Origin of the sequence: Chitinophaga niastensis (assembly GCF_003014755.1) — a bacterium.
Taxonomy (GTDB): Bacteria; Bacteroidota; Bacteroidia; order Chitinophagales; family Chitinophagaceae; genus Chitinophaga; species Chitinophaga niastensis.
The window spans coordinates 680,676-707,538 of record NZ_PYAW01000003.1 but is presented as its reverse complement, the minus strand read 5'-3'; the positions used below and the strand labels follow the sequence as shown (position 1 = coordinate 707,538).

The following is a 26,863-nucleotide window of genomic DNA, read 5'->3' as shown; positions in this document are numbered from 1 at the left end:
TTATCCGTAATTCGTAATTCGCAATTCGTAATTAATTAAAAACTTGTTCATTCCATTGAAAAACAGTTATTTGCGGTACTCAAATTTAATAACCGTCCATCCAGAAAACCACTTCTATGAAAAATTTCCCCTCCGGCATTAAGTTGCCCGCGTACTTTTTATTTGCTGCTATTGCATTTACCGGGTGTAAAAAAAATGATACCCCCGTTGTTCAGCCAGTGTATAACATGGAGCAATTGTACGGACAAGCCGTACAGGACGCCATGGTGGCAGATAGCAGCGAAATTTCCAATGCGTTATCGCCCATAACGCCTGATAATCCTGATTTGCAATGGAAAACCATTAATGGGCAATCTTATGTATTACTGGCCACCTTCATGCGCTATCCAGGCAGTTATCCGGTAGGTGATTCTATCACCAACGTATGGGGCGAATCCTGGCTGTTTATTCCTAAACAGATGAAGAGCAGGATAGCAGCGTCTTTTACACCTACATCAGATACGATTATGCGTATTTGCCAGCTGCTTGGCCTGCCGCCTGTCAACACCAAAAGCAATACACATATTGCTGAAATATGGGTGAATGCAGCGCGTTTGTATCGTCCTGCAGGTAATCCTGCCATTGATACCAAAAGCAGCGGTGCTGTGCTGGTTAACAACGCACCTCCGGCATTTGTAACCTGGTTTAATAACTACATTATTTTCGCGTATTACCGGCCGTTAACATCCGCTACAGATTATCATTATCCATGGACACGGATGGGCTATACTTACGACTGGGCGCCAGGTGCGACTAAAGTGGGATTGAGTGAGTATGTGTTACAGGCAAGCTCAGGAGCCTGGGTAGATAAAGTGAGCCGGGCAGCGGATTTTTTCCGCAATTGATTTTGTCTTTCTCCCGATTAGACTGATTACACTGATTTTATTTTTTTGATTTATTAAGATTGAAAATAAAATCAGTGTAATCAGCATAATCAGTCTAATCAGGAGAAAGACAAAATACGCTACAGATATTGAAAATTTGTCTTAGGTGTAATATTCAATAATGTTTGATAAATCAACTGGATGGTATGTTCGATATCATCTTTCTTCACCATTTCCACGGTGGTGTGCATATAGCGTAAAGGAAGACTGATCAGCGCAGAGGGTGTACCATCATTGCTGTAAGCAAAAGCATCGGTATCGGTACCGGTACTGCGGCTTACGGCATGCAGCTGATGCGGGATATCGTTCTTTTTCGCGGTTTTGATGATGAGATCGCGCAGGATGTTGTGTACAGCAGGACCATAAGTGATGCTGGGACCGCCACCGCATTTGATTTCGCCTTCAATGTTTTTATTGATCATCGGCGTGGTGGTATCGTGCGTTACATCTGTAATGATGGCTACATCAGGCTTAATGCGTTTGGCAATCATTTCTGCACCACGTAATCCAACTTCTTCCTGCACTGCATTTACAATGTATAAACCGAATGGTAATTGCTGTTTCTTTTCTTTCAGCAGACGTGCTACCTCTGCTATCATAAAGCCACCAATGCGGTTATCAATAGCACGGCAGATATAATAATCGTAGTTCAGTTCTTCAAAACCATCATCAAAAGTACATACACAGCCTACATGGATGCCGAGGTCTTCTACTTCCTTGCGGGAGCGTGCGCCACAGTCCAGGAAAATGTTTTCTACTTTAGGTTGTGGTTCTTTACCATCGCCGCTGCTACGCATACGGGTATGAATGGCCGGCCAGCCAAAAACTGCTTTTACGGAGCCTTTTTCTGTATGTATATTTACCCTTTTTGAAGGAGCTATCTGTTGATCAGAGCCACCATTGCGGATTACATAGATCAGGCCCTCCGGCGAGATATAGTTTACAAACCAGGAAATCTCATCGGCGTGGGCTTCTATCACCACTTTAAATGCTGCCTTGGGATTGATAATACCTACTGCAGAGCCATAAGCATCTACATAATGTTCGTCAATGTACGGGGTAAGGTATTTCAGCCAGAGCTTTTGGCCTTCTTTCTCAAAACCGGTAGGAGATGGGTTATTCAGGTAGCTTTCCAGGAACGTTAATGATTCCTTCGTGAATATGGATTTCTGTTTTTTGGACATAATTTTTGCAGATTGTGATCGGGCAAATGTAACAATTTTAGATAAAAGCCACGATCAGATACAGTAATGCGGATAAAGCCATAAATCCGTCGAGTACAAAGTAGAAGAGATAGTCGGAGGCGGTATGTTGTGCTTTACGGGTAATGAGGGCAGTAGCTATTACAGGAATCATCAGTGTAATAACCGCGGAGAAAGAGATGAAAGGGCCCATCAGCCCGGCGCAGACGGCTGCCATCAGCAAGGAAAAGTAGTAGAGTTTGTTGAGATCTTTTGTATCGAGATAGGTAATCAGGCTACGGATGCCTTCTTTTTTATCTGACTCCCGGTCGCGGTAGTCAAATAAAATGCAGATAGCATAAATCAGAAAGAAACGGTGCAGGGTGAGGAACACCACCGGTACTGTAATAGGATGATCCGCTACCAGTGCAGGAAGTAGCGTAGATACATACGTCCACACAAACGTGAGGAATAATGTTTTCCCAATGGCTATTTTGCTGAGCCAGGTAAATGTTTTATGCGGCACTTTAGGTGCGGAATATAAAAAGGTAAGCATAGCGCTGCCGCTTAATACCAGCCAGTGTTCCCGTAGCTGCCAGAAGAAATACAGGGAACCGATCATGCCCATGCCACAAAGCAACAACATCAGGGTACGGTATTTTTCTCCCCAGCGGATTCTTTCTGAGGAGGAGTAAGTGCCGGGTGTGAGGTACCAGTGGAAGTTATAACTGCAGATGGTAGAGAAAAAGACAAACAGGTAAAAGGTATTTTCCTTGTAATGGAGATGCAGCAACTGATTGGTTTGCCAGATCATCAGCAGCGCACACAGCGAAATATAGATCGATGTGAATAGAATGAAGTTGAAAATGGTTCTAAGCATAGCTTTTAGCTTTTAGCGATTAGCTTTTAGCTGTCCTGATCATGCGCTTTTTACTGATCTGCTAAAAGCTAACAGCTAATCGCTAAAGGCTATTACAAAGGTATATTGCCGTGTTTTTTTCGCGGCATATTTACCACTTTATTTTCGAGCATTTTGAAACCTTTTATCAGTTTGATGCGTGTCTGCTCTGGTTTGATTACCTCATCGATATACCCTTTTTCCGCTGCCAGGTAAGGGTTCGCGAATCTTTCTGTATAATCGGCTACCAGTTCATTCATACGTGCTTCCGGGTCCGGAGCGCTATCAATTTCTTTTTTAAAGATGATTTCTACTGCCCCTTTAGCGCCCATTACGGCTATTTCTGCCTGTGGAAAAGCAAAGTTGAGATCAGCACCGATGTGTTTGGAGTTCATCACGCAATAGGCGCCACCATAAGCTTTGCGGGTGGTAACGGTAAGTTTTGGAACGGTGGCTTCGCTGAGCGCATACAGCAGTTTAGCACCGTTGGTGATGATACCATTCCATTCCTGGTCGGTGCCGGGAAGGAAGCCGGGTACGTCTACCAGTACCAGCAGCGGGATGTTGAAGGCATCGCAGAAGCGGGTGAAACGGGCACCTTTTACAGACGCATGGATGTCCAATACGCCCGCCAGGTGCGCAGGTTGATTGGCGACAATACCAATACTTCTACCGGCAATGCGGGCAAAGCCCACAATCATATTTTCTGCAAAATTTTTGTGCACTTCAAAGAAGCTGTCCGTATCCGTGATGAGCGCAATCGCTTCTTTCATATCATACGGCTGGTTGGGATGGGCTGGTATCAAGGTGTTGAGGGCTTCTCTCACTTCATTGCCAGGCTCATATGGGTAAACAGGTGCCGTTTCTTCGCAGTTCTGCGGCATGTAGCTCAACAGCTGTTTGATGTATTGGATACATTCTACTTCATTGCTGCAGGCAAAGTGGGTAACACCGCTTTTGGAAGCATGTGTTTGTGCACCGCCCAGTTCTTCAGAAGTTACTTCTTCATGGGTAACAGTCTTAACCACATTAGGTCCGGTAACAAACATATAAGATGTTTGCTCCACCATCAGGATAAAATCGGTGATAGCAGGAGAATACACCGCACCGCCGGCGCAGGGCCCCATGATGGCTGAAATCTGTGGAATAACGCCGGATGCCCGGGTGTTGCGGTAAAAGATATCTGCATAACCACCCAAACTCACTACACCTTCCTGGATACGTGCACCACCGCTATCGTTCAGTCCTATCAGCGGAGCGCCGTTTTGCACAGCGAGGTCCATGATCTTGCAGATCTTGCGGGCATGTGGTTCGGATAAGCTACCACCATAAACAGTAAAATCCTGTGAGAAGACATATATCAGTCGCCCGTTTACCGTGCCATAACCGGTTACCACGCCATCGCCCAGGAACTGCTCCTGGTCGGCGGTGAGGCCACGGTTGCGGTTTGTAACCAGCATGTCCAGTTCTTCAAAAGAACCTTCATCCAACAATAACTGTAACCTTTCGCGGGCAGTGAGCTTTCCTTTTTTGTGTTGCGAAGCAACACGTATTTCGCCTCCACCTAACATAGCTTCGGCTATCTTCGACTGTAATTCTTCTATTTTATTCATATGCTGAAAATGAAAAGTAAAGCTAAAAATAAAAGGATTCCTTTTGATGAAGGAATCCTTTGTATGTTGTAAATGTAAGGTATTTTGTAATCAGGACTTACTCTTAAATATCGGTATTTTAGGTGTTACGATTGTATCACTGGAGTGTCCGGCATTATCCAATATAAAAGCGGTATACCAAAGGCTGTCAGGCTTGGCGCCTTTATCCGGATTCCACAGATTAAAGGAAATGGTTTGCATGTTTATGGATACTTCGGCCTTTACACTATTGCCTTTGTTCTGACCAATATTGGGCATTGTGGAATAGGTGAATGTATCGGCAGGAGGGGTGGGCGGTGTTTGAATGTAATGAATTTTCCAGGCAATTACATTTTCGATGTCTCCGTCACCATCACGTACATTGAACACCACATCAAACTGTTGTGTACCACTATCAAGTGAAGGTTGGCTGTAACGTGAAAAGGTGAGAATAGGTTTTGTGCCAATATTATCCTTTTTACAGGCGTAAAGCAAACCGGCCACCAGGGACAAAAACAGAATTTTCTTCATAAAACAAACCTACATTAATTTAGGAAATATACAAATAATCAGCTATCTCAACCCATCTTTCACAAAACGTTTTTTTTGGTACAATTGTTACTTACCGTGGGTAAATTTATTCTTCTGCCTAACTTTGTGTGATTTTAAAGCCAGATATACATGACCGTCATTTCACCGGAACATATTTTTTCATTGCAGGCAAGTGGGCTGGAAGCCGCAGCCCTGGAGCTGTTTCAATACCAGTACCGGGAAAATGCGCTATACCGCGCTTACACCGATGCCCTGCATATACAACCAGATACGGTGAAAAGTATATTAAAGATTCCTTTTCTGCCTATACAGTTCTTCAAAACACATACGGTTGTATGCGGCACGTTTGAGCCGGAGTTGGTATTTGAGAGCAGCGGCACTACACAAACGGTCAACAGCCGGCACCTGGTGAAGGACGCGGCTATCTATACCCAAAGCTTTATGACCGCTTTTGAGCAGTTTTATGGTCCGGTGAGCGATTATGTAATTGTGGGTTTGCTGCCTTCTTACCTGGAGCGGCAACATTCATCGCTGGTACGTATGGTACAGGAAATGGTGGTTCGTAGCGGCCGGAAAGAGAGTGGCTTTTACCTCTATGAGCATGATAAGTTGTATCAGCAGTTACAGGTGCTGGAAGCCCGCGGGCAAAAAGTACTGCTGATTGGCGTCACCTTTGGCTTGCTGGACTTTGCAGAACAATACTCCCTGCAGTTGAAAAATACTATTGTGATGGAAACCGGTGGTATGAAAGGCAGAAGAGAAGAGTGGACCCGGCAGGAAGTACATGCTTTTTTGCAGGAAAGGCTGGGCGCCACGGTTATTCATGCGGAATATGGCATGACAGAACTCTTATCGCAGGCTTATTCCAAAGGTAATGGCCTGTTTGAAACACCCCCATGGATGAAAGTGCTGCTGCGCGATGAAAACGATCCTTTCCAGATTTCAGCCGGTAAAGGTGCCGGTGTGATGAATGTAATAGACCTTGCCAACATTTATTCCTGCGCATTTATAGCCACAGAAGATATAGGCCGGATGCAGGAGGATGGCCGTTTTGAAGTGCTGGGGCGACTGGATAATTCTGCACTCCGGGGTTGCAGCCTGATGGTGAGCTAGCTGCTTCTTCCGTTTAACCGCTGCCGTTATATTATAGTAAATTTATTTAATGTAAATTGCTACAGTAAAACTATTCCTATGAATAAGCGGGTGTTGCTACTCCTTGCGTGTATCCTCTGCGTAAACACTATCCAGGCGCAGTTCCTGAAAAAAATGAAGGACAAGGTCCACAGCCTCACCACGGCCAGAGTGGATTCCACGGAAGAAGAAGAGGGGCCTTATGAAACTACTAACTTAAAGCCGGTAAACGAAAATCCATCGCTGATCATTGGTGGTAATGACCAGGTGCAGGTAGACTCTGTATATGAATTTGATATTGCTGTATACCAGGAAACCGAAGCCTGGCAAGGTAACCAACGGGTTATTAAGGGAGGGGAAGACGTGGTGATTTATTATAGTAGTGCTGCCCCTCAGCTGGGCGTGCATCTCATCAGTAAGAGCACCGGCGCCCGTTATCAGTTTTATGCTGATTTCGCTAAAGGATCTCAACTAAGTATTACCGCCATCCACAAAATAGGCAGTGGTACCAGGGAAAAACTGGACCTGCAAACGATGGAGCCGGTGTATCCCGGAGAAACGGGCTATTTGAACCAGCTGGTGAAAACAGGCGATAAAAAAGTGATTGCCGGCATCGTTTGTGAAGAATACCAGGCCAATAACGCGCGGTCTGATTCCGGGAAAGTGAACATTACCAGCCGTGCCCTGATCGGTGCCCGGGTATGGGTGCCCATGCAGCCACATACTTTGTTTCCCGGCTACGCCTTTATTCCTGAAAATTATAAGGATCAGATAGAAACCATGCTTATTGCCGGCAGCTATCCGCCGGTGGCCATGCCATTGGAGATGCTTTTAGAGTATAGCAACGGCGATAAAGTGATTACTTATACAACAGATATTGTGAGGGGAGAGAACAGGAAGATAGCGGTAATGGATGTGATCCGGTAGCCTGTCATTAGTTTTCTATCATAGCGGCCATATTCAATAGTGCACTCAGTTTGCCGGGTTCCTGCATGATAGCAGATAAAGAAGACATATAAGGAAAGGAGTGATGATCCATGCCAAATTTATGCAGCAGGTATACATCCAGTTGTTCCGGAGAGGTATGTCCCTGGATATAATCTCCCAGATAAAATAAAAAGCGTTGTTTTTCTTTATCCGACAGCAATACCAATGCTACTTTGTCTTTCAGCGTATTATGATGAGTAGATTGAAATATTTTCAGTGCCTGTTTATATTGTGCGGTGGTCAGTTCTTCAAATGATGCGGGTAGCAGTTGTGTACAAAAATAATCAACCGCAATATCATCAAAAAAGCTGCTGCCGCTGTCGGTATCGGCTTCATTATTATTGTGCCAGGTAGCCCACTGATACAATTGTTTTGGGGTAATAAAACCTGTTAGCATGGCTTGCAGCTGATGTACCATACCCTCGCGGGTAGGCGTAGTATCTGAAGCGTGTGTAATACCTGTTACAATGTCCTGGTAATAGTTTTCATTTATTTCGCTGGCGATTTTAAACAGCAGTTGTGTTACCTCTTTACCGTTATCTTCTTCTTTTTGCAGGAGAGAAGTAGTGTTGTATAGGTCCTGTATTACTTCCTGCCTGGTTTTAGTACCACGTAAATATGCCTTTATTAACGCTACAAAGTAAACGGACGTTACAGGAGACATTTCATTTTTCATGAGACGAGTTTATAGCAAATTCATTGGGTACAAGCCAAAAATAGGATAAAATGCTGAATCAGTGTTATACGGGGTCACCTGTTTATCATTCTTTAATCTCCTTTTAACCTTTAACATTTTTTTTGGAGGGTGAGAAAACTAAAAGAAGTAGTTTTCCGTAAGCTTCTACAGTGATATATGCAAAACAGGATAAATTGTTTTCCATCAGAAATATCACTACAAAAAAAATCTGCAACAATTTGTAAGGATCTTTCGATCAGAACGTCTAATCATTGAATCAGTATCCGGGTTAAGTTGTATTAAGTGCTTGCCCTGATTAAAACTGGTTCAGTAATTAAGCATGGAAAAGCACTTACATATATTAATGCCTTGCTGTAAAGCGGCTACCATACCGGCGAAAAAGCAGTTGCAACATCAATTATGCTGTATGCAACGAATCGGGTTGAAGCATTCCTGTAATTAACTGTAAGCAGTGCTAATGAATAGTAATTAATCACGTCTACCTGATAAACACATAAATTTTTTCACTAAGTATTAAAATTCTCAAAACATGAAAAACAACAATTCAATCAGTAAAAAAGTATTGTTTTCCGGTTCTTTAGTTGCCAGCGCGATCCTTGGTTTGGCAACGCTACAGGTATCTGCAAAACCTGTAAGTTACACCAACATGGGTTCCGGTGCTGCTGTAAGAAGCGCTTTAACCGGTGCTGCTACTACTGCTGCTAATTCCATTGAACTGTCTTGTGGTGCAAAGAAAGACAGCACTGCTGCAGGTAAAATGAAAGAAGGCAAATGCGGACAGGGCAAATGTGGTGAAGGCAAATGTGGTAATAAGAAAGGTGGCAAGAAAGGCAAACATAAAGCCGACAGTACTGCCAAATCCGGCCAATAGTTTTTTAACCAGTTGAAAGGCCGGCGTGGTACGCAACAACCGGCCTTTCACTGTTTTTACCGTAACGCCATAAATATTATCATCATGGTAGGTATAGGTTTTCGCAGAGAGTTTGCGGAAGAGATGATCAGCGGGGAACATATAAAGCCCGACTTTATTGAGTTTGCTCCTGAAAACTGGATGAACATCGGCGGCTACTGGAAGAAAGTATTGCATCGTGTGGTGGAGAAATACCCGGTTTTATGTCATGGACTTTCCTTGTCTATTGGTAGTCCGGAGGAGTTAAACAAAGAGTTTCTGCATTACGTCAAAACATTTCTGAACGAATATAAAGTGCAGTTATATTCTGAGCATCTGAGCTATTCCAAATGCGATAACGCGCATATGTATGATCTGTTGCCTATCCCATTCCGGATGGATGCCGTGAAACATATTGCGGGCCGCATCCGGCAGGTGCAGGATTATCTGGAGCGGCCGCTGGCCATGGAAATAGTATCTTATTATACACCTGTGGCGGCAGAAATGAGTGAGGTGGATTTTATCAATGAAATTGTACGTCAATCTGGTTGTCAGTTGCTGCTGGATGTTAATAATATTTATGTAAATGCTTTTAATCATCAGTACGATGCAAAAGCGTTTATACAGCAGCTGCCGCTGGATAAGGTAGCTTACATTCATATGGCTGGTCATGAGCAGGTGGCGCCTGATCTGATTATTGATACACATGGTGAGCCCATTATTGATCCGGTATACGACCTGTTTGAATGGACGCTGCAACACCTGCAACCCGTACCTGTATTGCTTGAAAGGGATTTTAATATTCCGGAGATGCAGGAGCTGCAGGGTGAGTTATCAAGACTGAAAAATATTTGTCACAAACAATGGAAACTGAAAAATGAACTTGTTGCCTGACACCTATCATATACAGCAAACTTTTTCTGCCTATTGCAGAACAGGTGAAAAAGTGCGCTTGCCCGGCGTTACTCCCAACAGGCTGAAATACTACCGCGCCCTGGTGTTTAACATGATTAACGACACCATGGAAAGTGCTTTCCCTATTGCCTTTAAAAATATTCCTGTCAGGAAATGGAATAAGATGGTGAAAGATTTTTTTGCCAACCATGCCTGTCAGTCGTACCAGGTGTGGAAATTGCCGCTGGAGTTTTACACTTATGCTGTAGAAAATAATTGGGAAGAAGTATATGACATTCCTTATCTGAATGACCTGCTGGGTTTTGAGTGGGCAGAAATGGAAGTGTATAATATGGAAGATATCCCTGCACCACCTTTTACCTTACAGGGTGACTGGCTGGAAACGCCGTTGGTATTGAATCCTGAGCATAAATTGCTTTCTTTTGCCTACCCTGTTCACCTGGAAGCTAATCCCAAAAAAATGATACAAAATAAGGGAGCTTATTTTGTGTTGCTGTATCGTGATGCGGAAACAGGTAATGTGGAGTTTATAGATTTATCGCCCTGGCTGGCATTTTTAACAGAGCAACTGGTATTGGGTATAACGGTAAGGGATATACTGGATTATGCACCGCAGTTGAATATAACGGACACGGATACACTGGAAGAAGATACCATCGACTTTTTACAACACATGCAGCAACAGCACTTCGTGCTGGGCTTTCAATCGTAACATATGCGCACCTACGCTTCTTTTGCCCGTCGCCTATCATCCTTAAAGGATTTGCCTTTACTGTTAATGCGGCTGGTACTGGCTTATGGCTTTTATTTACCGGCTACTATGAAGTGGAAAGATATTCACGGTATTGGCGATTGGTTTGTGCTGCTACATATACCCATGCCTTATGTGAGCGCTTACATGGTAGGCATTACAGAAGTGCTGGGCGTGGTGTTATTAACACTGGGCTTGTTTGTACGCTATATTACCATTCCGCTGATTTTTAGCCTGATCATTGCTATTATCACTGTACACGGGGCCAATGGCTTTGCAGCCGGTGATAATGGTTATGAAATTCCGCTGTACTATATTATTATGCTGTTCACGCTGTTAATATTTGGTAGCGGGAGGATTGGTATTGATTACTTTTTGGAACGCAGGTAATCATATAAAGCAAAACCCCATTTTGACAGAATGCTGCCCTTCCGGGGTTTTACCATAATTATTTTGCCGCTGCCATATGCCCTTTGATCACGTGATTCATCAATGGCATTGCTCCTTTACCTGTAACCCTGATGGTTTCTCCATTTACATGCCCGTTGGCTGCGGAGCACAAAAACAAGATGGTATTGGCTACATCTTCCGGCTGGGTAATCCTTCCGGTGGGAAAGGCTTGTTTCATAGCTTCATGTAAACTGGCCGGAAAGTATTGCAGGGCTTTTTCGGTTTGTGTCCAGCTGGGCACGACGGTGTTGGTGAGAATATTATAGGGCGAATATTCTTCTACCAGATTGGCGGTAAGACCCAACAGGGAGGCTTTTAAGGCGCTGTATGCACCGGAACCTTTCATGCTGTCGAAGGCGAGATCGCTGGAGATATTTACGATGCGGCCCCAGTTACGGTTACGCATATACGGCAATACCAGTTGTGTAAGTTTTACCAGGCTAAAGAGATTGGTATTAATCACGTATTCCCAGGCAGATATTGGAATTTCTTCCAGGTGTTTTCCGCGGTATTCAGCGTTACCCCATTGGATAGCATTATTTACCAGCACATCTATTTGTCCCCATGCCTGTACTACCTCTTCCACGGCTTGTATGATGGATGGGTGGTTGCCGAGCTCCATGTATACAGCCATGGCTTTGCCACCGGCAGCATTGATTTTATCAACGATGCTTTCCGCCTGCGTTTTGCCCTGAAAATAAGTGATAGCTACCTGTGTGCCGGGTTCTTTGGCAAATGCCATTGCAGTAGCTTCTCCGATGCCTTTGCTTCCACCGGTAATGAGTATTGTTTTAGCTGATAATCCGAGATCCATGTTTGTAATTTTATACAAATTTACATGGCGGCGGGTCTTCAGAATTGTATCAGAACGACATCTTTTGTGTGTGGGGCTGCATGCCGGCTTTCGCCACAGGCATCGTATTTGCCGGGCCTGATGCCGGAAAGGCGTTTGAATTCATTGGAGAAATGGGCCTGGTCGTAGTATTGCGCATTGTAGGCAATATCGGTGAGGCGCCGGGAGGTGCTATGGAGCAGTAGTTTTTTAGCTGCGTTGAAACGGCAAACGCGGAGATAAGTTTGCAGATCGGTTCCGATCAGCTGTTTGAAACGACGCTCGGTTTGGCGGATACTCAGTGGGATATCCTCCAGCAACGTGGGTATGGACAGATTTTCCTGTTGTAATGCAATCTGACCGGCCATCCGGAAAATAGATATGTCAGTGTTCACGGGTTCGTTCAGGCGTTGCAGTAAATAGTTTTCCAATAGGCGTATCCGTTGTATAGGGGAGGAGTGGTCTTCCAGCCGGGAAAATAAGGTGGTCATCTCTTTATCAAAAATATCCGTTGCATCTACCACCTGGTTCACCAGTGTATTCAGGGGGATATTGATAAAACGGCTAAGCCCGAAGGACGTAAATTTTATAACGATGCAGTCTGTTTGGGAAGTGTGCGAACTGATCAGGTAGGGTTGTTCATGTGGTCCGCAGAGCGCCATTTTCAGGAAATTGTCTCCATTGTAATACTTACCTGTAAAATCAATGGTTAAGGCTGTTCCCGGACGGGGCATGATATACTTTGTGGGAATTTTTCCCGCACCTGAGATGGTAAAGTAGCTTTCAATGTATGGCAGCAGCCGGGGCGACAGCGGTAAAAGTTCCTGGTATTGCAACATGTTATAAAGATAATCAGGAATGATGAAATTGCCCGGGGAATTTAATTGGGTATTTATTTAACCTGTCATTGCCGGATATGCGATGCTTCCAATGCTATAATCGTGGAATTGCTGCATTGTTTTTAATCCTTCTTCGTAGGTATTGGGCTTAATTATATAGGCTTTTGCGCCTAATTTCATACATGCTTTCATCTGAATTTCATTCAGGAAGGTGGAATAGATAATGACCGGTATATTTTTATACCGCTCGTCTTGTTTCAATGCCTCCAGGGTTTGTGTGCCCGATAAACGGGGCATGTTGAGATCCAGGATAATCAGCATAGGCATTTGGTTTTCGTGTAGTCCTTCCAGGTAATCCAGTACATATACTCCATCTTTCACAAAATGAATCGTATCCGAAAATGACAGTTCCTTACTCATCATCTGCATAATAAATACGTCTTCGGGATCATCTTCGGCTACTATTATCTGAATATTATTAAACATCCGTGAAAAATTTACCTGATTTTACCAGTAGGTTATCTTTTGTGAAGTGCAAAGGAAATGCCATTGCCAGAAGCCCTTCCATGGCGGGTTTGTTGGCCTCCGTAAAATATTTGTACGGTACAATGTGTGGAATTTTATCGCCGTCGGGGAAGAGGTTGCTCTACAGCAATAATAAAGCATTGCTTCCTACTGATAAAATAGCGCAGGCTCAGGTTTCCCGCAGAAGTAGTAATTTCGGCCGCATTTAGTTGCTTTATTTATTATGCAGTTAGCCAGGGAAACTATAGGTACGGAGCTTAACCGGTTTGAAGAGATATTTAATGATGCCATGAAAAGTGACGTGGCATTGCTTAACAGGATCATGCAGGACATTTCTGCCCATAAGGGAAAGCAGATGCGGCCTATGTTTGTACTGTTATGCGCCCAGTTGGGAGGTACTATCAATGATAGCAGCTACCGGGCTGCCTTACTGGTGGAACTCCTGCATACTGCTTCCCTTGTGCATGATGATATGGTAGACGACTCTATGAAGCGGCGCGGCGCTTTCTCTGTAAATGCATTGTGGAAAAATCGTATAGCCGTTATGGTGGGAGATCATCTTTTTACAAAAGGTGTATTGTTGTCTTTGGATAACAGCGACTTCAAAATTCTCAATATTTATTCAGCTGCTATCCGGCAGATGATTGAAGGGGAGTTGTTGCAGATGACAAAAACCAATAAGCTGAGTTTTGAAGAGAAAGACTATTATGAGCTGATCAATGCAAAAACGGCTTCTTTCCTGGCAGCGGCTTGTGCCGCCGGTGCCTCTTCTACCTTTGATGATGAAACATCCATCCGGCAGCTGCATGATTTTGGTCAGAAAGTAGGCATGGCATTTCAACTGAAAGACGACCTGTTTGATTATGGTAAAACAAATATTGGTAAACCCACCGGAAATGATATCAAGGAAAGAAAAGTGACGCTGCCACTTATATATACACTCCAACATTGCGATCCTGTACTCCGTAAAAAGTTGCTCCATATAGTAAAGTACCAGCATACAGATAAAGATAAAGTGAATTATGTAGTGGAAGAAGTGAACAAGTCCGGCGGCCTGCAGTATGCGGAAGAGAAGATGATGACGTATAGGGATGAAGCGTTTCAGTTATTATATACTTTCCCTGCGTCGCCCGCAAGAACAGCATTAGAAGAGTTGGTGCGGTACACTACAGACAGGGAATATTAGTTAGCTATATCGGCCAGTGGAGGCATTTCTCTTAACGATAATGCTGTGAGCGGTGGTATCAGCAGGATTTTACCGCAGAATGGCGAAAAGGCGATGTTGATGGCTTTACAAAGCACGATTACTCTACCACCAGGAGGATTGTACGGATTACCTACCAGTAATCCTTAAAGGCGGCGTATCTTTGTATTTCTAAAGTGTTCGCATGTCTGTTATCCAAAAGGTCATTCAAAGTATATCATCACAACATCATCATAACAAAAATCTAAACCTTTTCTATGGTGGGAAAGATGCCTTATTGGCGTGGACCCCTTATACCAGGTACTTGCTGGCTACCTATCCGCAGGAAATTTTACAGTTAGATGCGGATGGGCAGACAGCAGGTCTGGTTCATTACCTGACCGTACAGGCGCAACTGGCTTTCTGTGCTGCTAACCAGTACATAGATGTATCGGGCGCTGCGGGTGTGTCTTTAAAAGCCATATATAGCACGCTGCTGGACGACATTGTGACCACCCTCAGCAGTAGATTTCATGATTTTGACAACCTGGAAAGACTACATGGACAACGCCTCACGCAGTGGCTGCTGCAAACCAATCCTTTTGCCCGTGAAGTGAATGGCATTGCGCATTCGCATGTGCAGGAAGTAGTTTGCGCGGAATATTCACCAGCTATTCAGCTGGCTGTATTACGCCTGGATATCGCTACCATGAAAGGTCCGGTGCTGGATATCGGCTGCGGACAAAACGCTAACCTGGTGCGTCACCTGCGCCAAAACGGCGTGGAGGCCTTTGGAATAGATCGTTTTATTGACGATCCGGAATATTACCTGCAGGCGGGCGACTGGCTGGAATACGAGCTGGCCGGCAATTACTGGGGTACTATTATCTCCAATCTCTCCTTTTCTAATCACTTCTTACATCATCATCAGCGTAGTAACGGGCAGCACCTGGGCTATGCAAAAAAATATATGGAAATCCTCGGTGCACTGCAACCCGGTGGTAGTTATCATTATGCCCCACAGTTACCCATGATAGAAGAATATTTATCAGCAGATACATATGATATCCGTCATTACCAGGTAGATGATCATTTTCAGAATACTGTTATTACGAGAAGATAATTATTGCCAGCATTTTTTATTATAAAAAGTAATGGATCTTCCCCTTTTCAAAAAAAGAATATGTTTGATTTAATTAAGAACTGGTTTGCCAGAAATAATAGTGGAAATACTGATCCGGCAAAGGTTACATCCCCCAAGGGTAGTGAAAAGAAAATGGATCGTAGTGATAAGATGCAACTGATCAGGACTTATTTATCAAACGGATCAGCCACTTTTTTTGATGATACTTTCAGAGATACCAACGATATAGTGATGTGGATTGATTGGGGAGATGAAGAAGAAGCAATGATCCGGTATTGTGAAAATGTATTGCATACCGGTCATCTTACGGTGACGGTAAATGACCTCAAAGATGCAGGGCTGGAGCTGATTATACACTATAAAGGAAAAGCGCATAAGCTGAAGTTAAGTATTACACCAGAAGACAGGGATCTCACATTAATAGCATTAAATAATGCCTTACAACCGGATTTTGAAATAAGATTTTGTATTGCTTCCGGTGGTAATGATACATTAGGATTTTTACCATTAGCTACAGCAGAGTGGCAGGCACTGGAGCAGGAGTTTGGAGCTGTGGTGGCTAAATATTTTGCGCCTTTATCTATCAACGCACCACTGTTCACTTAAACGTTATTGCCTGATAAGTCCGGGTGCTGTATTACCTTTGCAGCTATGATATACAACGTGGAACAAACAGATAAGATTATTACACAAACAAAAAACTGGATCAGAGAGCTGGTAGTGGGATGTAATTTCTGTCCGTTTGCAGCCCGGGAAGTAAAGCGCGATAGTATTCGTTACCAGGTAAATAGCGCCACCACGCTCAGCGCTGCCCGGGAAGCCTTATTGCAGGAATGTATATACCTGGATCAAAACCCCGCTGTTGAAACTACTTTACTGATTTTTCCGGATGGATTTCCCCGGTTTACGGATTACCTCGACCTGGTGAATGCCGGAGAAAAATTATTGAGACAGAAAAAATACGAAGGCATCTATCAGTTGGCCAGTTTTCACCCGCTTTACCAGTTTGCCGGTACTGCCCTGGATGATGCAGCAAATTATACCAACCGGTCGTTGTACCCGATGTTGCATCTTTTAAGAGAAGAGAGTATTGAGCAGGCATTAGCCCATTATCCGCACCCGGAGCATATTCCGGATCGTAATGTAAATTTTGCCCGTGAAAAAGGCATTGCCTATATGAAAATGCTTAGGGACAGCTGTTTTTAAGCGATTATTATATTTACCTGATCAGCAGCCCGAAGCATACATTAACGGTCTTAATTTGTTAGATTTGGTGAGTTAAAACTAAAAATAATAATACCATGACTACAAAAGAAATTGCTACCCGCCTCGCAGAACTTTGTCAGCAGGGACAATATGAAGCGGCGCAAAAAGAATTATATGCGGATGATGTAGTGAGCATTGAACCTTATGCTACCCCCGACTTTGATAAAGAAACGAAAGGCTTATCCAATATCCTTGAGAAGGGCCACAAATTTGAATCTATGGTGGAAGCATTTCATAGCAGCAAGGTTTCTGAACCATTGGTAACCGGTAATTCCATTGCCTTTATTTTAAGCATGGATGTTACCATGAAAGGTAAAGACCGTATGACATTTGATGAGATTTGTGTTTACCAGGTGAAAGATGGTAAAGTGGTGTCTGAGCAATTTTTTATGTAGATAAATAAAACATTTATTTTTTGCCGGTGGGATTTTCTTACCGGCATTTTTATTTTCCTACGGTAGAATTTCTCACCATGAGGGTAGAAGGAATTACCAGGTTTTCCTCCTGTAAGTTAAAGCCGCTACTTTTTAATGCTTTAAACAGCAGTGTGGCAGCGGCTTTCCCCATATCAAAAGCGGGTTGGGTGATAGTGGTCAATGATGGATTTAAGAACCGCGCAGTAGAGAGATTAGAGAAGCCAATTACTTTTATATCGTTTGGTATGTGCAACTGTAATTCTTCACATACAAGGTAAATAGCAGTAGAGAGCTTTTCTGTAGTGGCAACAATGCCATCATATTGATGCAGTTGTATAACGTTTTTAATGAGTGCATGATTGGCGGCCGCATCGTTGGAACAATAGGTAACAGCAGACTCGCTGAATGGCAGCTGATGAGCGGCGAGGGCCTGCTGGAAGCCTTCCATACGTTTATTGCTGATAGATAAGTTTTTAGAAACGGATAATAGCGCGATGTTCCTGCATCCATTTGCAATGAGGTGTTCTGTAGCTTTATAGCCGCTTTCCACATCATCGGTGGTGATTTTTGCAGCGGCCACTTCTTCGCAAACGCGGTCAAAAAATACCAAGGGTATTTCTTTGGCGAGTTGTTCCAGGTCATGTTTGGCGGCAGCTGTTTCGGTGGTAACGGATATCAGTATACCATCTACCCGGCCGCTTTGAAAATCTCTCAGGATAGCCTGTTCTTTCCCGAAATTTTCATGTGTTAAATAAATCAATACATGGTATCCTTTTTCCTGGGCAATGGTTTCAATGCCGTTAATGGCTTCTGCAAAATAGCTGTCTGCCACCTCCGGAATCACTACCGCAATAGTGCTACTGGATTTTTTTCTTAAACTACTGGCATATGGGTTAGGTACATAATTGAGTTCGGTAGCCAGCGCCAGTACACGCTGTTTCGTTTCCTTACTGATCTCATGGCTGTTATTCAGGGCTTTTGAAATAGTAGCAGTGGACAATTGCAGTTTTTCGGCGAGCATCCTGAGTGTTACATTTTCCATAGTTAGCCTGTACTTTACTTAATCGGTTAAGTAAATAAAGTTATTCTATTATGCGGAAGATTTTTAAAAAGATTGCATATTTATGATGGGGTGGGCAGCATACTGATGAGATATTCCACAAACCACGAGACCCCCACAACGACGATTAGTTACCACGGACATGCGTATATGATAAAATTATTATCTTATTAAAAAAATTAAAACTATGGATAACGTTACAGGGCAGCCAAATCCAGCACCATTAACTTCTCTGGATCATTGGGAAGATGATCTACTACATCGCTATCCTGATCCTGCCGCCATCACCAAGGAAAAGACCACTGCAGCGTTCCGGAATTATGATAGTCCGCCACGGGATACAGTACGCGAATTTTATCGCCTTAATCATACTTACCAGTCGTATGCTTTTGTAAGAGATAAAGAAAAAGAGTTCCTTTCTTTCAACAAAAGAGAGATGTCTGTATGGGCAGCATTTGAGTTCCTGAATCAGCTGGTAGATGACTCTGACCCGGATACAGACCTGGATCAGTTCCAGCATTTACTACAAACATCAGAAGCTATTCGTGCCGACGGTCACCCCGACTGGATGGTACTTACCGGCTTGTTTCATGATATGGGAAAAGTATTATGTCTGTTTGGTGAGCCACAGTGGGCTGTTGTAGGAGATACTTTCCCGGTAGGTTGTGCATTTTCCGATAAGATTGTCTTTCCTGAATATTTTAAAAACAATCCGGATATCAACAACCCTGATTATAACACCAAATATGGCGTGTATGAACCCAACTGCGGTTTGGATAATGTACACCTGAGCTGGGGACATGATGAGTATGTGTACAATATGATGAAAGATCATTTGCCTGAACCGGCTTTATATATGTTGCGCTATCATTCCTTTTATCCGCAGCACCGGGAGCATGCCTACGGACATTTAATGAATGCACATGATCATGAAATGTTTAAGTGGGTAGACCTGTTTAACCCATATGATCTGTATTCCAAGAGTCCTGTTCCACCAGACTGGAAAAAGCTGAAGTCTTATTATGAAGATCTGGTAGCTAAATATTTACCATCTACCTTAAAATTCTAAAAAAATAAACTACATTTCAATCCAGGTGCATACATCCACGTAACAAACAGCTGTTCAACCGCAGCAATTTTCATCAATGATATGGTCCACTTATGAGTAATCAACTTGTCTTAAAAGACTACCTGGTTTTTGCTTTGTATTTTATTATTGTTGCGTCCTACGGATTTTGGATTTATAAAAGAAAGAAGAAAGGTGCCGTCAGCGAGTCAAAAAATTTCTTTCTGGCCGAGGGTTCGCTTACGTGGTGGGCCATTGGCGCCTCTATCATTGCTTCCAATATTTCCGCCGAACAATTTATAGGCATGAGTGGTGATGGTTTTTTTGTAGGCATCGCAGTATCCGTATATGAATGGGTAGGTGCAGCCGCATTGATTATTGTAGCCGTATTTTTAATGCCGGTGTATATTAAAAACAAAATATACACCATGCCGCAGTTTCTCAAAACAAGGTATAATGAAACGGTAGCGTTGATCATGTCGGTGTTTTGGTTGTTCCTGTATGTTTTTGTTAATCTTACTTCTATTCTCTATCTCGGTGCCCTGGCTATTAACGGCTTATTGGGAGGTGCTTATTTTCACGAAGTAATGATTGTGCTGGCCATCTTCTCCGTTATTATAACACTTGGCGGCATGAAGGTGATAGGTTACACAGATGTAATACAGGTAGGTGTTTTGATCATTGGTGGGTTGGCTACTACCTATATGGCCTTAACAGTAGTGAGTGAAAAATTTGGGATGGGGAAAGATGTGATTGCAGGATTTAATATACTGATGAGAGAAGCACCGGACCACTTTCATATGATGCTGAAGAAGCCTGCTGTGGCTGCGCCGCAGGAATATGTTAATAAGTATTTGATCTTACCGGGTTTTGGTATGTACATGGCCGGGCAATGGATCAGCAACCTTAACTATTGGGGATGCAATCAATATATTACCCAGCGGGCACTGGGCGCGGATCTGCAAACTGCGCGTACCGGTATTTTATTTGCCGGGCTATTAAAAATACTGATGCCTGTTATTGTAATGTTGCCCGGGATAGTGGCGTATGTGTTATACCAGAGCGGGCATTTGCCGCAACTGGAAGGCGGACATAAAGATGGTGCCTATGCGGCTATTCTTACGTTATTGCCGGCCGGCCTGAAAGGGCTAGCAGTAGCGGCTTTAACGGCAGCGATTGTAGCTTCTCTCGCCGGAAAGTCCAACAGTATTTCCACTATTTTTACCTTAGATGTTTACAAGAAATACATCAATACAAAAGCAGATGAAAAGCAGCTGGTATGGATGGGACGAATCACCATCCTGGTAGCCACTGTTATTGGGGTATTGTTTACCTGGAATGATCTTTTAGGTATCAGCGGAGAAGGCGGTTATACTTTTGTACAGAAGTATTCCAGTTTTATTAGTCCGGGTGTTTTTGCCACCTTTATTTTGGGTATGTTCTGGAAAAGAACCAGTGGTACCGCAGCCATTGCCGGCATCATTACCGGTTTTGCGGCCTCCTTGTTTTTTAACCAGGTAGCGGTGAAAATGATGGGCCCTGAAACAGTTCTTTATACTGCTTTCCACAATGCAAAGGGCGATTATGAAATCCCGTTTTTTATCAGCCTTGGCTGGTCTTTCCTGACCACCGTGCTGGTGATGGTGGGTATTAGTCTTGCGGGTCCTAAAGTCAGTGCCAAAGCGTTTGAATTGAATGATGAGATGTTTAAATTAAAACCGTCTTCTGTTATATTGATCGTTACGATATTGTTGTTGTTATCGGCGATATATGTGAAGTTCTGGTAGATGTCTTTCTCCCGATTAGACTGATTATGCTGATTACCCCGATTTTATTTTTTGATTTTGAAAGATTAGAAAAGATTGGCGAAGATCAAAGCGGGTATTATTCCCGCTGATCTTCGCCAATCTTTTTATAATCATAAAAAATAATCGGGGTAATCAGCATAATCAGTCTAATCGGGAGAAAGACATTTACACTACCACCACTATCTTCCCTTGCGTCTTCCCTGTTGCTACCTGTTGATGTGCCAATGGCATTTCATCAAAATTGAAAGTGTGAGAAACATGCGAATGTAAATCACCTTTTTCCAGCAGTGCTGCGATATCCGCCATTTGCGCACCATTGGATACAACGCTCAACCGTTTTGCATACACCTCTTTGGTTTTAGCCTTTGCATTAAAATTATCATCAAAGTGAATGAGCAGGCTGATTATCCTTCCTCCTGGTTTTAAGGCATCCAGGGAACGATCCAGGTGTCCTGGCTCACCCACGGCGTCCAATACGATATCGGCGTCTGTTACCACGGTTTCAAAACGTTGTTGGGTGTAGTCAATATGTTTATCGGCGCCAAGGCTCAGCACATAGTCTTTTTTGGCAGCAGAGGAAGTGCCGATAACGTAAGCACCAAAGTGTTTGGCTATTTGTACCGCGTAGTGGCCTACACCGCCGGCGGCAGAGTGGATGAGGACTTTATCACCTGCCTTAATTTTAGCGTACTGCACCAGCGATTGCCAGGCGGTAAGTGCTGCCAATGTGGCTGCTGCGGCTTCTTCATGGGAAGTGTTGGCTGGTTTCAGGGCCAGGTGGCTTTCAGAAGCGGCAACATATTCGGCATATGCCTTGCCGTGACCGGCAAAGTTTACCATACCAAATACTTCATCACCTTTATTGAATTGGGTTACTGCGTTCCCTGTGGCTACCACTTCACCGGAAATATCCCATCCTATAATAATGGGTTGCTCGCCTTCCTTTAATTGCAGGATGGCTTTGAGGGCACCTTCATTGCCCCGTACAAAGGCGTCTACCGGGTTTACGCTGATGGCCTTTACACGTACCAATACTTCGTTGTCTTTGATAGTTGGAACGGGAAGCTCTTTAATAACCAGGTTTTCGACTCCTCCTGCTTTTGCTAATGTAATTGCTTTCATATCGGATAAATTGTTTTTTGTGATTTGATAAGTCAAAATTCCAATAAATTTGCATGCAGGCCCTTGTATGAATCAGGGTTCATTTTGTACAATTATGGGTATAGAAGTAATAAATCTGTTTCAGCCTTTTGACATGTTCCAGTGCGAGGTGGATGAATGCCCGATGGGTAATCATAAGAATACTTTCTTTGAATTAATGTATATCCGGAAAGGCACAGGAACGTTGTTCAGCAACCAGCATGCATTTGAATACCAGGCAGAAAACCTCTTTTTATTAATGCCGCAGGAAGCTCATTATACCATCGTAAAAAATACAACGAACTTTTTATTTATCCGTTTTAATGGTATCTACCTGGAAGCCCAACGAACCAATAATGCCCATAGTAACCTGGGCGATTGGGCAAAAAGACTGGAATATATTTACCACAATAACAATCATTTTCCGGGATGCATATTGCGGAACGAAGAAGATAAGCCTATTGTAAAAGCATTGATAAATGCCCTGACGCTGGAATATCCGCGTCAGCAGTCGTTGCGTAATGAGGTGGTACAGCAGCTGGTAAATACACTCATTACAATTGTAGCACGTAATGTTTCACTGGCCTTTCCGGAAAAGAACACTGCCGGTAGCGATGCATCCGGCGATATCATCAATTATATCCATCAGAATATTTATTATCCGGAGAAATTAAGGGCGGAAAAACTGGCATCACAATTTAATATCTCTTTGAATTATATCAGTGAGTATGTGAAGAAGATTACCGGTGAGAGTATACAACGTTATGTTACCAACTATAAATTGAAGTTGGTGGAAACGCGTTTGCAGTACAGCGATATGCGGATGAGTGAGATAGTGGATGAGCTTGGGTTTACAGACGAAAGTCATTTAAACAGAACTTTCAAAAAATATACAGGAATAAATCCTACTGAATTCCGTAAACTACATAAGGCCAGCTAAGCGGGGCTCATCCCCACTTAGAGAACCATATGTTTTTTAGGCATTCAGCTGCAGGTATTCAATAATATTTCCATCGCGATGCCGTACAAAAAAATTGCTGCCACTGAGTACTACCGCACGTTTGGCAATGGGAGCAGGAGTGGAACCACTGACAGATTTTTTACATGGCCAGCAATACCGCTACATAATGACATACCGCTGCAGCCAGTACCAGCAGGTGCCAGATAGCATGTGTATATGTATATTTATCCCAGAGATAAAAAATAACCCCTACCGTATATAAGCCACCACCCACAGCGAGCAGGATTAGTACAGACAGCGGCAGGCTATCAAAGAAACGCCGGCCTCCTACTACCATGATCCATCCCATCAGCAGGTAGATGATGGTGGAAACGATATCATATTTTCCGGTAAACCATATTTTAAACAAAACACCTACAAGGGTAAGTCCCCATAGTATAGATAGTAATGTGATGCCAAAAGCATTATTCATATATACCAGCAGGAAAGGAGTGTAGGTGCCGGCAATTAAAAAATAAATACTGATATGATCAAAGATGAGGAAAACCTTTTTTACAGCTATTTCCTGCGAGAGATGATAAATAGTAGAGTTGGTAAAAAGTAATAAAAAGCAAAAGCTATAAATACCTGCTCCTACAATTCCGGCTGTATTGCCATGGGTGGCAGCGATGCCTGTTAAAACGGGAAGGGTGCTAAGGCCAAATACGATACCTATACCATGTATCAGTCCATTTACTATTTCCTGTTTGCGGGTGTATGTTGATACTTTCACACTGTCTGCCATTGATGCCGGTTTTTATCCTGTAAGTCTGAATAAGCGATGTTTTCATGCATTCGCCTTTATATCTGCGAAAATAGAACAATATCCATAACGCTGCAGATAGAGTTTGTCTATGTGATTATCAAGGTATACCGGATTTCGAGGGATGGCTGTATCGGAATGTCGCAATTGACCCGATGAATGTCGTATTTACACAGTGCAAATAATCCTGAATGGAAGTAAGTTTGTATCAACAATTAAAACAACCAAAAAAATAACTATCATGGAAACAAAAAAAACATTATCGAATACCTCTATCTGGACCGGAAGGGTCATTAGTATCTTATGTATACTTTTTCTGTTGGTAGATGCCATCATGAAAGTAGTTAAGTCAACCCCTTCAATGGAAGGAAGTATTAAACTGGGCTGGCCCGGGGATGCAGTGATGGGGTTAGGAATCGTTCTGCTGATATGTACCATTCTTTATGCGCTTCCACGTACTGCTATTCTTGGTGCTGTTTTGCTGACAGGTTACCTGGGCGGAGCTGTTGCTGTTATGGTGTGTGCACATGCACCATACTATTTCCCCATCGTTTTTGGCATATTGGTATGGGTGGGGTTAGGCTTACGTGATCCGAATGTACGTTTGTTGTTTTCTTCAATGAATAAAACGTTTTAAATGATACCATTCAATGGTGCATCATTTCAAAGTATAAGCAGCGATAACAAAAGGAAAAATATTTTTAAATCTGCCCGGATGGTAAAAGAAAAAATGTAATGAAAGTTATGTTTTACGTATTAATAAGATTATCTTAATAAGACAATTTAATTTACTTCCATGAGCATTACATCCACGCAGGTAATAGGGTTATGCCTTCTTGTTATTTCCTGTGGCAAGGCAGGATATCTTGGCCAACCGGAAGAAAAAAATAACAGACAGCTACTAACGGCAACGGCTATATCCGCAGGTGCACCTTCCGATCCTACCAGGGCCTTACTCAGAGGCTACATTGAAAATGTTACCGGGTCTGATGCACACATATACAACGCTAAAGACAACGCAGGACATACCATGGATTGCGCTAAAATTATTGCCAATCCTGCCGGAGGATACATCGCGGTGTACCATACCTACGTAAATGGATCTGCGAAGGTAAACCTGGCTACTTCAGCAGATGTGCTGAACTGGACCTGGGTAAGAGAACTGGCGGGCAGCAATACCGGCAGCGCTTCTCAGCCTACCATAGCAGTAGCTTCCGACGGAGGATTTGTAATGGCATGGGAACAGGAACCTAAAAATCATTTGAAATTTACTTATTTCACCAGCTGGAATAACCTGAAAAACGGCGTAGTAAGTAAAAGCTATGATGCACCGCAAACACTGTCTGCCTGCGCAGAAGGCACACCTAATATCTATGCTGCCAGCAGTACCCGTATAGATGTGGGGCATCATTATTATGCCAACTGTGATGTGGACCGCCAGGCCAGAGGTACCTTAACCAATTTTAATTCCTGGACCACACAGCAACAAAACAATTTTGACAATGCTATTTTATATTGGGGCGTTAAAGGTAACATCGGCGACAGGGATGCCACTACTTTCAAAGGATATAACTTCGGTGTAATTGAAGGCCAGGGCATCAAAGGAGACTTTGGCAGCTGGAGAACTTATTTATACGATTACCAGACCGGCAATGCAGATACCATGCACATTGTTACTGATCATGGCAGCACGGCATTTGCCAATCCTACTATTACTAATTTGAATATTGGCGGGCAACCGGCTATTTTGATCACCCTCTTTGTTCCGGGTGAAGGTGCCGGAAGCGGAGAAGCGGGAGAGCTGATCTACTATAAGAAATATTAATATTGAAGTTTGAGACCATTGGCCTCAAACTTCAAATAATTTTTTCTTAATTAACCCGGTAGCCCATTTTTAGCTGATACAAATTTAGCTTAATGAGCTCCGTCCGGAGGAGTAAGCCTTTGCGAAAGACCACCATCCACAGTTATTTCTTCTCCCGTAGTAAAGGTGGCATCAAATGCAAGGAATAATACTGCTTGTGCTACCTCTTCAGCCCTGCCATTACGTTTTAACGGCGTGATGGTATTGCCCAGTTTTTCAAATGCTGCCAGGTCTTCTTTTGAAACACCGGAGACGCCCATCGTAGGCGTGTGAATAAAACCCGGGCTTATGGCATTCACCCGGATTCCTCTTGGTAATAGTTCAGCAGCAAATCCTTTAACAAAAGATGTCAGCGCGGCCTTTGCTCCGGCGTAAACACTCATGCCCGCATAACCTGAGTTATTGGCGATGGAAGTAGTAAATACAAATGAGCCATGATCTTTCACCAGAGGCGCCAGCCGTTGTACGGTAAAATATGCTCCCTTGGCATTAATAGCAAATGTTTTATCATAAGTTGCTTCGGTCACTTTATCAAATGATTCCAGGAGCGAAAAACCGGCATTGATAAAAACAAAGTCAACCTGTCCGAATTTTTCTTCAACAATAGTTCCTAACGCGTGAATATCGTTAAGGTTTGCTGTATCGGATTGTACAACATGTACTCCTGACCCTAGTTCCTGGCGTGCGGCTTCCAGGTTTTGTTCGTTTTTACCGGTAAGCAGCACTTCAGCTCCTCCGGCAACCAGCATTTTAACAGTGGCCATGCCCATACCATGGGTGCCACCAGTAACTACCACTTTTTTGCCTGTATACCTGGTAGTATAATTGTTTGCAGTTGCTGCTGTCATGTCATTATTATTTTTAGTAAAATTTATGTTGCAAAGAGACGCAGATCGCGGGAGAAGAACAATAACGGATATTATATTCTGGTACGGATAATTTTATCCGTACG

General features: G+C 43.3%; 30 protein-coding genes. 18 read left to right on the top strand and 12 right to left on the bottom strand.

From position 1 onward, the window contains the following. The first annotated feature begins 116 nt into the window (after nucleotides 1-116). Nucleotides 117-884 (top strand): hypothetical protein, encoded by a 768-nt coding sequence (locus CLV51_RS17540; protein WP_106529352.1) that lies wholly within the window; start codon nucleotides 117-119, stop codon nucleotides 882-884. A gap of 119 nt (nucleotides 885-1,003) precedes the next feature. On the opposite strand, the gene CLV51_RS17535 is transcribed toward CLV51_RS17540, so the two are convergent. The 4 genes from CLV51_RS17535 to CLV51_RS17520 form a co-directional block, all read right to left on the bottom strand. Further along, on the bottom strand, nucleotides 1,004-2,107 hold the full coding sequence (locus CLV51_RS17535) for a M42 family metallopeptidase (RefSeq protein WP_106529351.1): 1,104 nt from the start codon (nucleotides 2,105-2,107) through the stop codon (nucleotides 1,004-1,006). Between the two features lie 37 nt (nucleotides 2,108-2,144). Continuing rightward, a complete protein-coding gene (locus tag CLV51_RS17530) occupies nucleotides 2,145-2,984 on the bottom strand; it encodes a UbiA family prenyltransferase (RefSeq protein ID WP_106529350.1) in 840 nt (279 codons plus the stop codon). 92 nt (nucleotides 2,985-3,076) lie between these two features. Beyond that, complete coding sequence (locus CLV51_RS17525) at nucleotides 3,077-4,615, bottom strand: acyl-CoA carboxylase subunit beta (RefSeq protein ID WP_106529349.1); 1,539 nt, start codon at nucleotides 4,613-4,615, stop codon at nucleotides 3,077-3,079. 90 nt (nucleotides 4,616-4,705) lie between these two features. Continuing rightward, nucleotides 4,706-5,164, bottom strand: a complete 459-nt coding sequence (locus tag CLV51_RS17520; protein ID WP_106529348.1) for a hypothetical protein — start codon at nucleotides 5,162-5,164, stop codon at nucleotides 4,706-4,708. Nucleotides 5,165-5,314: 150 nt separating this feature from the next. Here CLV51_RS17520 and CLV51_RS17515 point away from each other — a divergent pair, with 150 nt between their 5' ends. Together CLV51_RS17515 and CLV51_RS17510 are read left to right on the top strand one after the other, a co-directional pair. Then, nucleotides 5,315-6,298: a LuxE/PaaK family acyltransferase gene (locus CLV51_RS17515; protein ID WP_106529347.1), complete on the top strand. Its 984-nt coding sequence runs from the start codon at nucleotides 5,315-5,317 to the stop codon at nucleotides 6,296-6,298. 78 nt (nucleotides 6,299-6,376) lie between these two features. Then, on the top strand, nucleotides 6,377-7,243 hold the full coding sequence (locus tag CLV51_RS17510) for a hypothetical protein (RefSeq protein ID WP_106529346.1): 867 nt from the start codon (nucleotides 6,377-6,379) through the stop codon (nucleotides 7,241-7,243). A 7-nt stretch (nucleotides 7,244-7,250) separates the two neighbouring features. Here the strand turns inward: CLV51_RS17510 and CLV51_RS17505 are convergent, their stop codons facing one another. Next, complete coding sequence (locus CLV51_RS17505; protein WP_106529345.1) at nucleotides 7,251-7,979, bottom strand: hypothetical protein; 729 nt, start codon at nucleotides 7,977-7,979, stop codon at nucleotides 7,251-7,253. 550 nt (nucleotides 7,980-8,529) lie between these two features. Between CLV51_RS17505 and CLV51_RS17500 the strand changes: the two genes are divergently transcribed. The 4 genes from CLV51_RS17500 to CLV51_RS17485 all read left to right on the top strand — a co-directional run bounded on the left by CLV51_RS17500 (nucleotide 8,530) and on the right by CLV51_RS17485 (nucleotide 10,945). Then, nucleotides 8,530-8,871 (top strand): hypothetical protein, encoded by a 342-nt coding sequence (locus tag CLV51_RS17500; protein WP_106529344.1) that lies wholly within the window; start codon nucleotides 8,530-8,532, stop codon nucleotides 8,869-8,871. A gap of 84 nt (nucleotides 8,872-8,955) precedes the next feature. Beyond that, entirely contained in the window at nucleotides 8,956-9,783 is an 828-nt protein-coding gene (locus CLV51_RS17495; RefSeq protein WP_106529627.1) for an HvfB family MNIO-type RiPP peptide maturase, read from the top strand. After that, nucleotides 9,767-10,516, top strand: a complete 750-nt coding sequence (locus tag CLV51_RS17490; protein WP_106529343.1) for an HvfC/BufC N-terminal domain-containing protein — start codon at nucleotides 9,767-9,769, stop codon at nucleotides 10,514-10,516. The genes CLV51_RS17495 and CLV51_RS17490 overlap by 17 nt, the downstream gene beginning before the upstream one ends. 3 nt (nucleotides 10,517-10,519) lie before the next feature. Beyond that, nucleotides 10,520-10,945 (top strand): DoxX family protein, encoded by a 426-nt coding sequence (locus CLV51_RS17485; RefSeq protein WP_106529342.1) that lies wholly within the window; start codon nucleotides 10,520-10,522, stop codon nucleotides 10,943-10,945. A 58-nt stretch (nucleotides 10,946-11,003) separates the two neighbouring features. Here the strand turns inward: CLV51_RS17485 and CLV51_RS17480 are convergent, their stop codons facing one another. The 3 genes from CLV51_RS17480 to CLV51_RS17470 are packed head-to-tail and all read right to left on the bottom strand — an operon-like array spanning nucleotide 11,004 to nucleotide 13,162. After that, nucleotides 11,004-11,819, bottom strand: a complete 816-nt coding sequence (locus CLV51_RS17480) for an SDR family NAD(P)-dependent oxidoreductase (RefSeq protein WP_106529341.1) — start codon at nucleotides 11,817-11,819, stop codon at nucleotides 11,004-11,006. A 38-nt stretch (nucleotides 11,820-11,857) separates the two neighbouring features. After that, nucleotides 11,858-12,676: a helix-turn-helix domain-containing protein gene (locus CLV51_RS17475; RefSeq protein WP_106529340.1), complete on the bottom strand. Its 819-nt coding sequence runs from the start codon at nucleotides 12,674-12,676 to the stop codon at nucleotides 11,858-11,860. Between the two features lie 57 nt (nucleotides 12,677-12,733). Beyond that, nucleotides 12,734-13,162, bottom strand: a complete 429-nt coding sequence (locus CLV51_RS17470) for a response regulator (protein ID WP_106529339.1) — start codon at nucleotides 13,160-13,162, stop codon at nucleotides 12,734-12,736. A 2-nt stretch (nucleotides 13,163-13,164) separates the two neighbouring features. Between CLV51_RS17470 and CLV51_RS28925 the strand changes: the two genes are divergently transcribed. From CLV51_RS28925 to CLV51_RS17445, 6 genes are all read left to right on the top strand, one after another. Then, entirely contained in the window at nucleotides 13,165-13,410 is a 246-nt protein-coding gene (locus CLV51_RS28925; protein ID WP_146151307.1) for a hypothetical protein, read from the top strand. Nucleotides 13,411-13,424: 14 nt separating this feature from the next. Beyond that, complete coding sequence (locus tag CLV51_RS17465) at nucleotides 13,425-14,387, top strand: polyprenyl synthetase family protein (RefSeq protein WP_106529338.1); 963 nt, start codon at nucleotides 13,425-13,427, stop codon at nucleotides 14,385-14,387. Nucleotides 14,388-14,589: 202 nt separating this feature from the next. Beyond that, nucleotides 14,590-15,507, top strand: coding sequence for a class I SAM-dependent methyltransferase (locus CLV51_RS17460; RefSeq protein ID WP_106529337.1), 918 nt, complete (start codon nucleotides 14,590-14,592; stop codon nucleotides 15,505-15,507). 60 nt (nucleotides 15,508-15,567) lie between these two features. Next, nucleotides 15,568-16,134, top strand: coding sequence for a hypothetical protein (locus CLV51_RS17455; RefSeq protein ID WP_106529336.1), 567 nt, complete (start codon nucleotides 15,568-15,570; stop codon nucleotides 16,132-16,134). A 45-nt stretch (nucleotides 16,135-16,179) separates the two neighbouring features. Further along, nucleotides 16,180-16,734, top strand: coding sequence for a DUF1415 domain-containing protein (locus tag CLV51_RS17450; RefSeq protein WP_106529626.1), 555 nt, complete (start codon nucleotides 16,180-16,182; stop codon nucleotides 16,732-16,734). A gap of 95 nt (nucleotides 16,735-16,829) precedes the next feature. After that, complete coding sequence (locus CLV51_RS17445) at nucleotides 16,830-17,189, top strand: nuclear transport factor 2 family protein (protein WP_106529335.1); 360 nt, start codon at nucleotides 16,830-16,832, stop codon at nucleotides 17,187-17,189. A 49-nt stretch (nucleotides 17,190-17,238) separates the two neighbouring features. Here CLV51_RS17445 and CLV51_RS17440 read toward each other — a convergent pair whose 3' ends face one another. Further along, nucleotides 17,239-18,252, bottom strand: coding sequence for a LacI family DNA-binding transcriptional regulator (locus CLV51_RS17440; protein ID WP_106529334.1), 1,014 nt, complete (start codon nucleotides 18,250-18,252; stop codon nucleotides 17,239-17,241). 205 nt (nucleotides 18,253-18,457) lie between these two features. Between CLV51_RS17440 and CLV51_RS17435 the strand changes: the two genes are divergently transcribed. Together CLV51_RS17435 and CLV51_RS17430 are read left to right on the top strand one after the other, a co-directional pair. Continuing rightward, nucleotides 18,458-19,339 (top strand): inositol oxygenase family protein, encoded by an 882-nt coding sequence (locus CLV51_RS17435; protein WP_106529333.1) that lies wholly within the window; start codon nucleotides 18,458-18,460, stop codon nucleotides 19,337-19,339. 92 nt (nucleotides 19,340-19,431) lie between these two features. Beyond that, nucleotides 19,432-21,123: a sodium:solute symporter family transporter gene (locus tag CLV51_RS17430; RefSeq protein WP_106529332.1), complete on the top strand. Its 1,692-nt coding sequence runs from the start codon at nucleotides 19,432-19,434 to the stop codon at nucleotides 21,121-21,123. Nucleotides 21,124-21,309: 186 nt separating this feature from the next. On the opposite strand, the gene CLV51_RS17425 is transcribed toward CLV51_RS17430, so the two are convergent. After that, a complete protein-coding gene (locus CLV51_RS17425) occupies nucleotides 21,310-22,266 on the bottom strand; it encodes an NADP-dependent oxidoreductase (RefSeq protein ID WP_106529331.1) in 957 nt (318 codons plus the stop codon). Nucleotides 22,267-22,360: 94 nt separating this feature from the next. Here CLV51_RS17425 and CLV51_RS17420 point away from each other — a divergent pair, with 94 nt between their 5' ends. After that, the gene (locus CLV51_RS17420; RefSeq protein WP_245898810.1) at nucleotides 22,361-23,224 is read left to right on the top strand and encodes an AraC family transcriptional regulator; all 864 of its coding nucleotides are present in this window, start codon (nucleotides 22,361-22,363) and stop codon (nucleotides 23,222-23,224) included. A 160-nt stretch (nucleotides 23,225-23,384) separates the two neighbouring features. Here CLV51_RS17420 and trhA read toward each other — a convergent pair whose 3' ends face one another. Next, the gene (trhA, locus tag CLV51_RS17415; protein WP_106529330.1) at nucleotides 23,385-24,029 is read right to left on the bottom strand and encodes a PAQR family membrane homeostasis protein TrhA; all 645 of its coding nucleotides are present in this window, start codon (nucleotides 24,027-24,029) and stop codon (nucleotides 23,385-23,387) included. A gap of 259 nt (nucleotides 24,030-24,288) precedes the next feature. On the opposite strand from trhA, the gene CLV51_RS17410 reads away from it, so the two are divergent. Then, nucleotides 24,289-24,684, top strand: coding sequence for a DoxX family protein (locus tag CLV51_RS17410; RefSeq protein ID WP_106529329.1), 396 nt, complete (start codon nucleotides 24,289-24,291; stop codon nucleotides 24,682-24,684). Between the two features lie 159 nt (nucleotides 24,685-24,843). Then, complete coding sequence (locus tag CLV51_RS17405; protein ID WP_211302034.1) at nucleotides 24,844-25,872, top strand: hypothetical protein; 1,029 nt, start codon at nucleotides 24,844-24,846, stop codon at nucleotides 25,870-25,872. 89 nt (nucleotides 25,873-25,961) lie between these two features. Here the strand turns inward: CLV51_RS17405 and CLV51_RS17400 are convergent, their stop codons facing one another. Further along, complete coding sequence (locus CLV51_RS17400; protein ID WP_106529328.1) at nucleotides 25,962-26,759, bottom strand: SDR family oxidoreductase; 798 nt, start codon at nucleotides 26,757-26,759, stop codon at nucleotides 25,962-25,964. Nucleotides 26,760-26,863 lie beyond the last annotated feature (104 nt).

Bases quoted from the DNA above. Each gene is read 5' to 3' on its own strand.
- CLV51_RS17540 (WP_106529352.1), top strand. From the start codon at position 117: ATGAAAAATTTCCCCTCCGGCATTAAGTTGCCCGCGTACTTTTTATTT.
- CLV51_RS17535 (WP_106529351.1), bottom strand. From the start codon at position 2,107: ATGTCCAAAAAACAGAAATCCATATTCACGAAGGAATCATTAACGTTC.
- CLV51_RS17530 (WP_106529350.1), bottom strand. From the start codon at position 2,984: ATGCTTAGAACCATTTTCAACTTCATTCTATTCACATCGATCTATATT.
- CLV51_RS17525 (WP_106529349.1), bottom strand. From the start codon at position 4,615: ATGAATAAAATAGAAGAATTACAGTCGAAGATAGCCGAAGCTATGTTA.
- CLV51_RS17520 (WP_106529348.1), bottom strand. From the start codon at position 5,164: ATGAAGAAAATTCTGTTTTTGTCCCTGGTGGCCGGTTTGCTTTACGCC.
- CLV51_RS17515 (WP_106529347.1), top strand. From the start codon at position 5,315: ATGACCGTCATTTCACCGGAACATATTTTTTCATTGCAGGCAAGTGGG.
- CLV51_RS17510 (WP_106529346.1), top strand. From the start codon at position 6,377: ATGAATAAGCGGGTGTTGCTACTCCTTGCGTGTATCCTCTGCGTAAAC.
- CLV51_RS17505 (WP_106529345.1), bottom strand. From the start codon at position 7,979: ATGAAAAATGAAATGTCTCCTGTAACGTCCGTTTACTTTGTAGCGTTA.
- CLV51_RS17500 (WP_106529344.1), top strand. From the start codon at position 8,530: ATGAAAAACAACAATTCAATCAGTAAAAAAGTATTGTTTTCCGGTTCT.
- CLV51_RS17495 (WP_106529627.1), top strand. From the start codon at position 8,956: ATGGTAGGTATAGGTTTTCGCAGAGAGTTTGCGGAAGAGATGATCAGC.
- CLV51_RS17490 (WP_106529343.1), top strand. From the start codon at position 9,767: ATGAACTTGTTGCCTGACACCTATCATATACAGCAAACTTTTTCTGCC.
- CLV51_RS17485 (WP_106529342.1), top strand. From the start codon at position 10,520: ATGCGCACCTACGCTTCTTTTGCCCGTCGCCTATCATCCTTAAAGGAT.
- CLV51_RS17480 (WP_106529341.1), bottom strand. From the start codon at position 11,819: ATGGATCTCGGATTATCAGCTAAAACAATACTCATTACCGGTGGAAGC.
- CLV51_RS17475 (WP_106529340.1), bottom strand. From the start codon at position 12,676: ATGTTGCAATACCAGGAACTTTTACCGCTGTCGCCCCGGCTGCTGCCA.
- CLV51_RS17470 (WP_106529339.1), bottom strand. From the start codon at position 13,162: ATGTTTAATAATATTCAGATAATAGTAGCCGAAGATGATCCCGAAGAC.
- CLV51_RS17465 (WP_106529338.1), top strand. From the start codon at position 13,425: ATGCAGTTAGCCAGGGAAACTATAGGTACGGAGCTTAACCGGTTTGAA.
- CLV51_RS17460 (WP_106529337.1), top strand. From the start codon at position 14,590: ATGTCTGTTATCCAAAAGGTCATTCAAAGTATATCATCACAACATCAT.
- CLV51_RS17455 (WP_106529336.1), top strand. From the start codon at position 15,568: ATGTTTGATTTAATTAAGAACTGGTTTGCCAGAAATAATAGTGGAAAT.
- CLV51_RS17450 (WP_106529626.1), top strand. From the start codon at position 16,180: ATGATATACAACGTGGAACAAACAGATAAGATTATTACACAAACAAAA.
- CLV51_RS17445 (WP_106529335.1), top strand. From the start codon at position 16,830: ATGACTACAAAAGAAATTGCTACCCGCCTCGCAGAACTTTGTCAGCAG.
- CLV51_RS17440 (WP_106529334.1), bottom strand. From the start codon at position 18,252: ATGGAAAATGTAACACTCAGGATGCTCGCCGAAAAACTGCAATTGTCC.
- CLV51_RS17435 (WP_106529333.1), top strand. From the start codon at position 18,458: ATGGATAACGTTACAGGGCAGCCAAATCCAGCACCATTAACTTCTCTG.
- CLV51_RS17430 (WP_106529332.1), top strand. From the start codon at position 19,432: ATGAGTAATCAACTTGTCTTAAAAGACTACCTGGTTTTTGCTTTGTAT.
- CLV51_RS17425 (WP_106529331.1), bottom strand. From the start codon at position 22,266: ATGAAAGCAATTACATTAGCAAAAGCAGGAGGAGTCGAAAACCTGGTT.
- CLV51_RS17420 (WP_245898810.1), top strand. From the start codon at position 22,361: ATGGGTATAGAAGTAATAAATCTGTTTCAGCCTTTTGACATGTTCCAG.
- trhA (WP_106529330.1), bottom strand. From the start codon at position 24,029: ATGGCAGACAGTGTGAAAGTATCAACATACACCCGCAAACAGGAAATA.
- CLV51_RS17410 (WP_106529329.1), top strand. From the start codon at position 24,289: ATGGAAACAAAAAAAACATTATCGAATACCTCTATCTGGACCGGAAGG.
- CLV51_RS17405 (WP_211302034.1), top strand. From the start codon at position 24,844: ATGAGCATTACATCCACGCAGGTAATAGGGTTATGCCTTCTTGTTATT.
- CLV51_RS17400 (WP_106529328.1), bottom strand. From the start codon at position 26,759: ATGACAGCAGCAACTGCAAACAATTATACTACCAGGTATACAGGCAAA.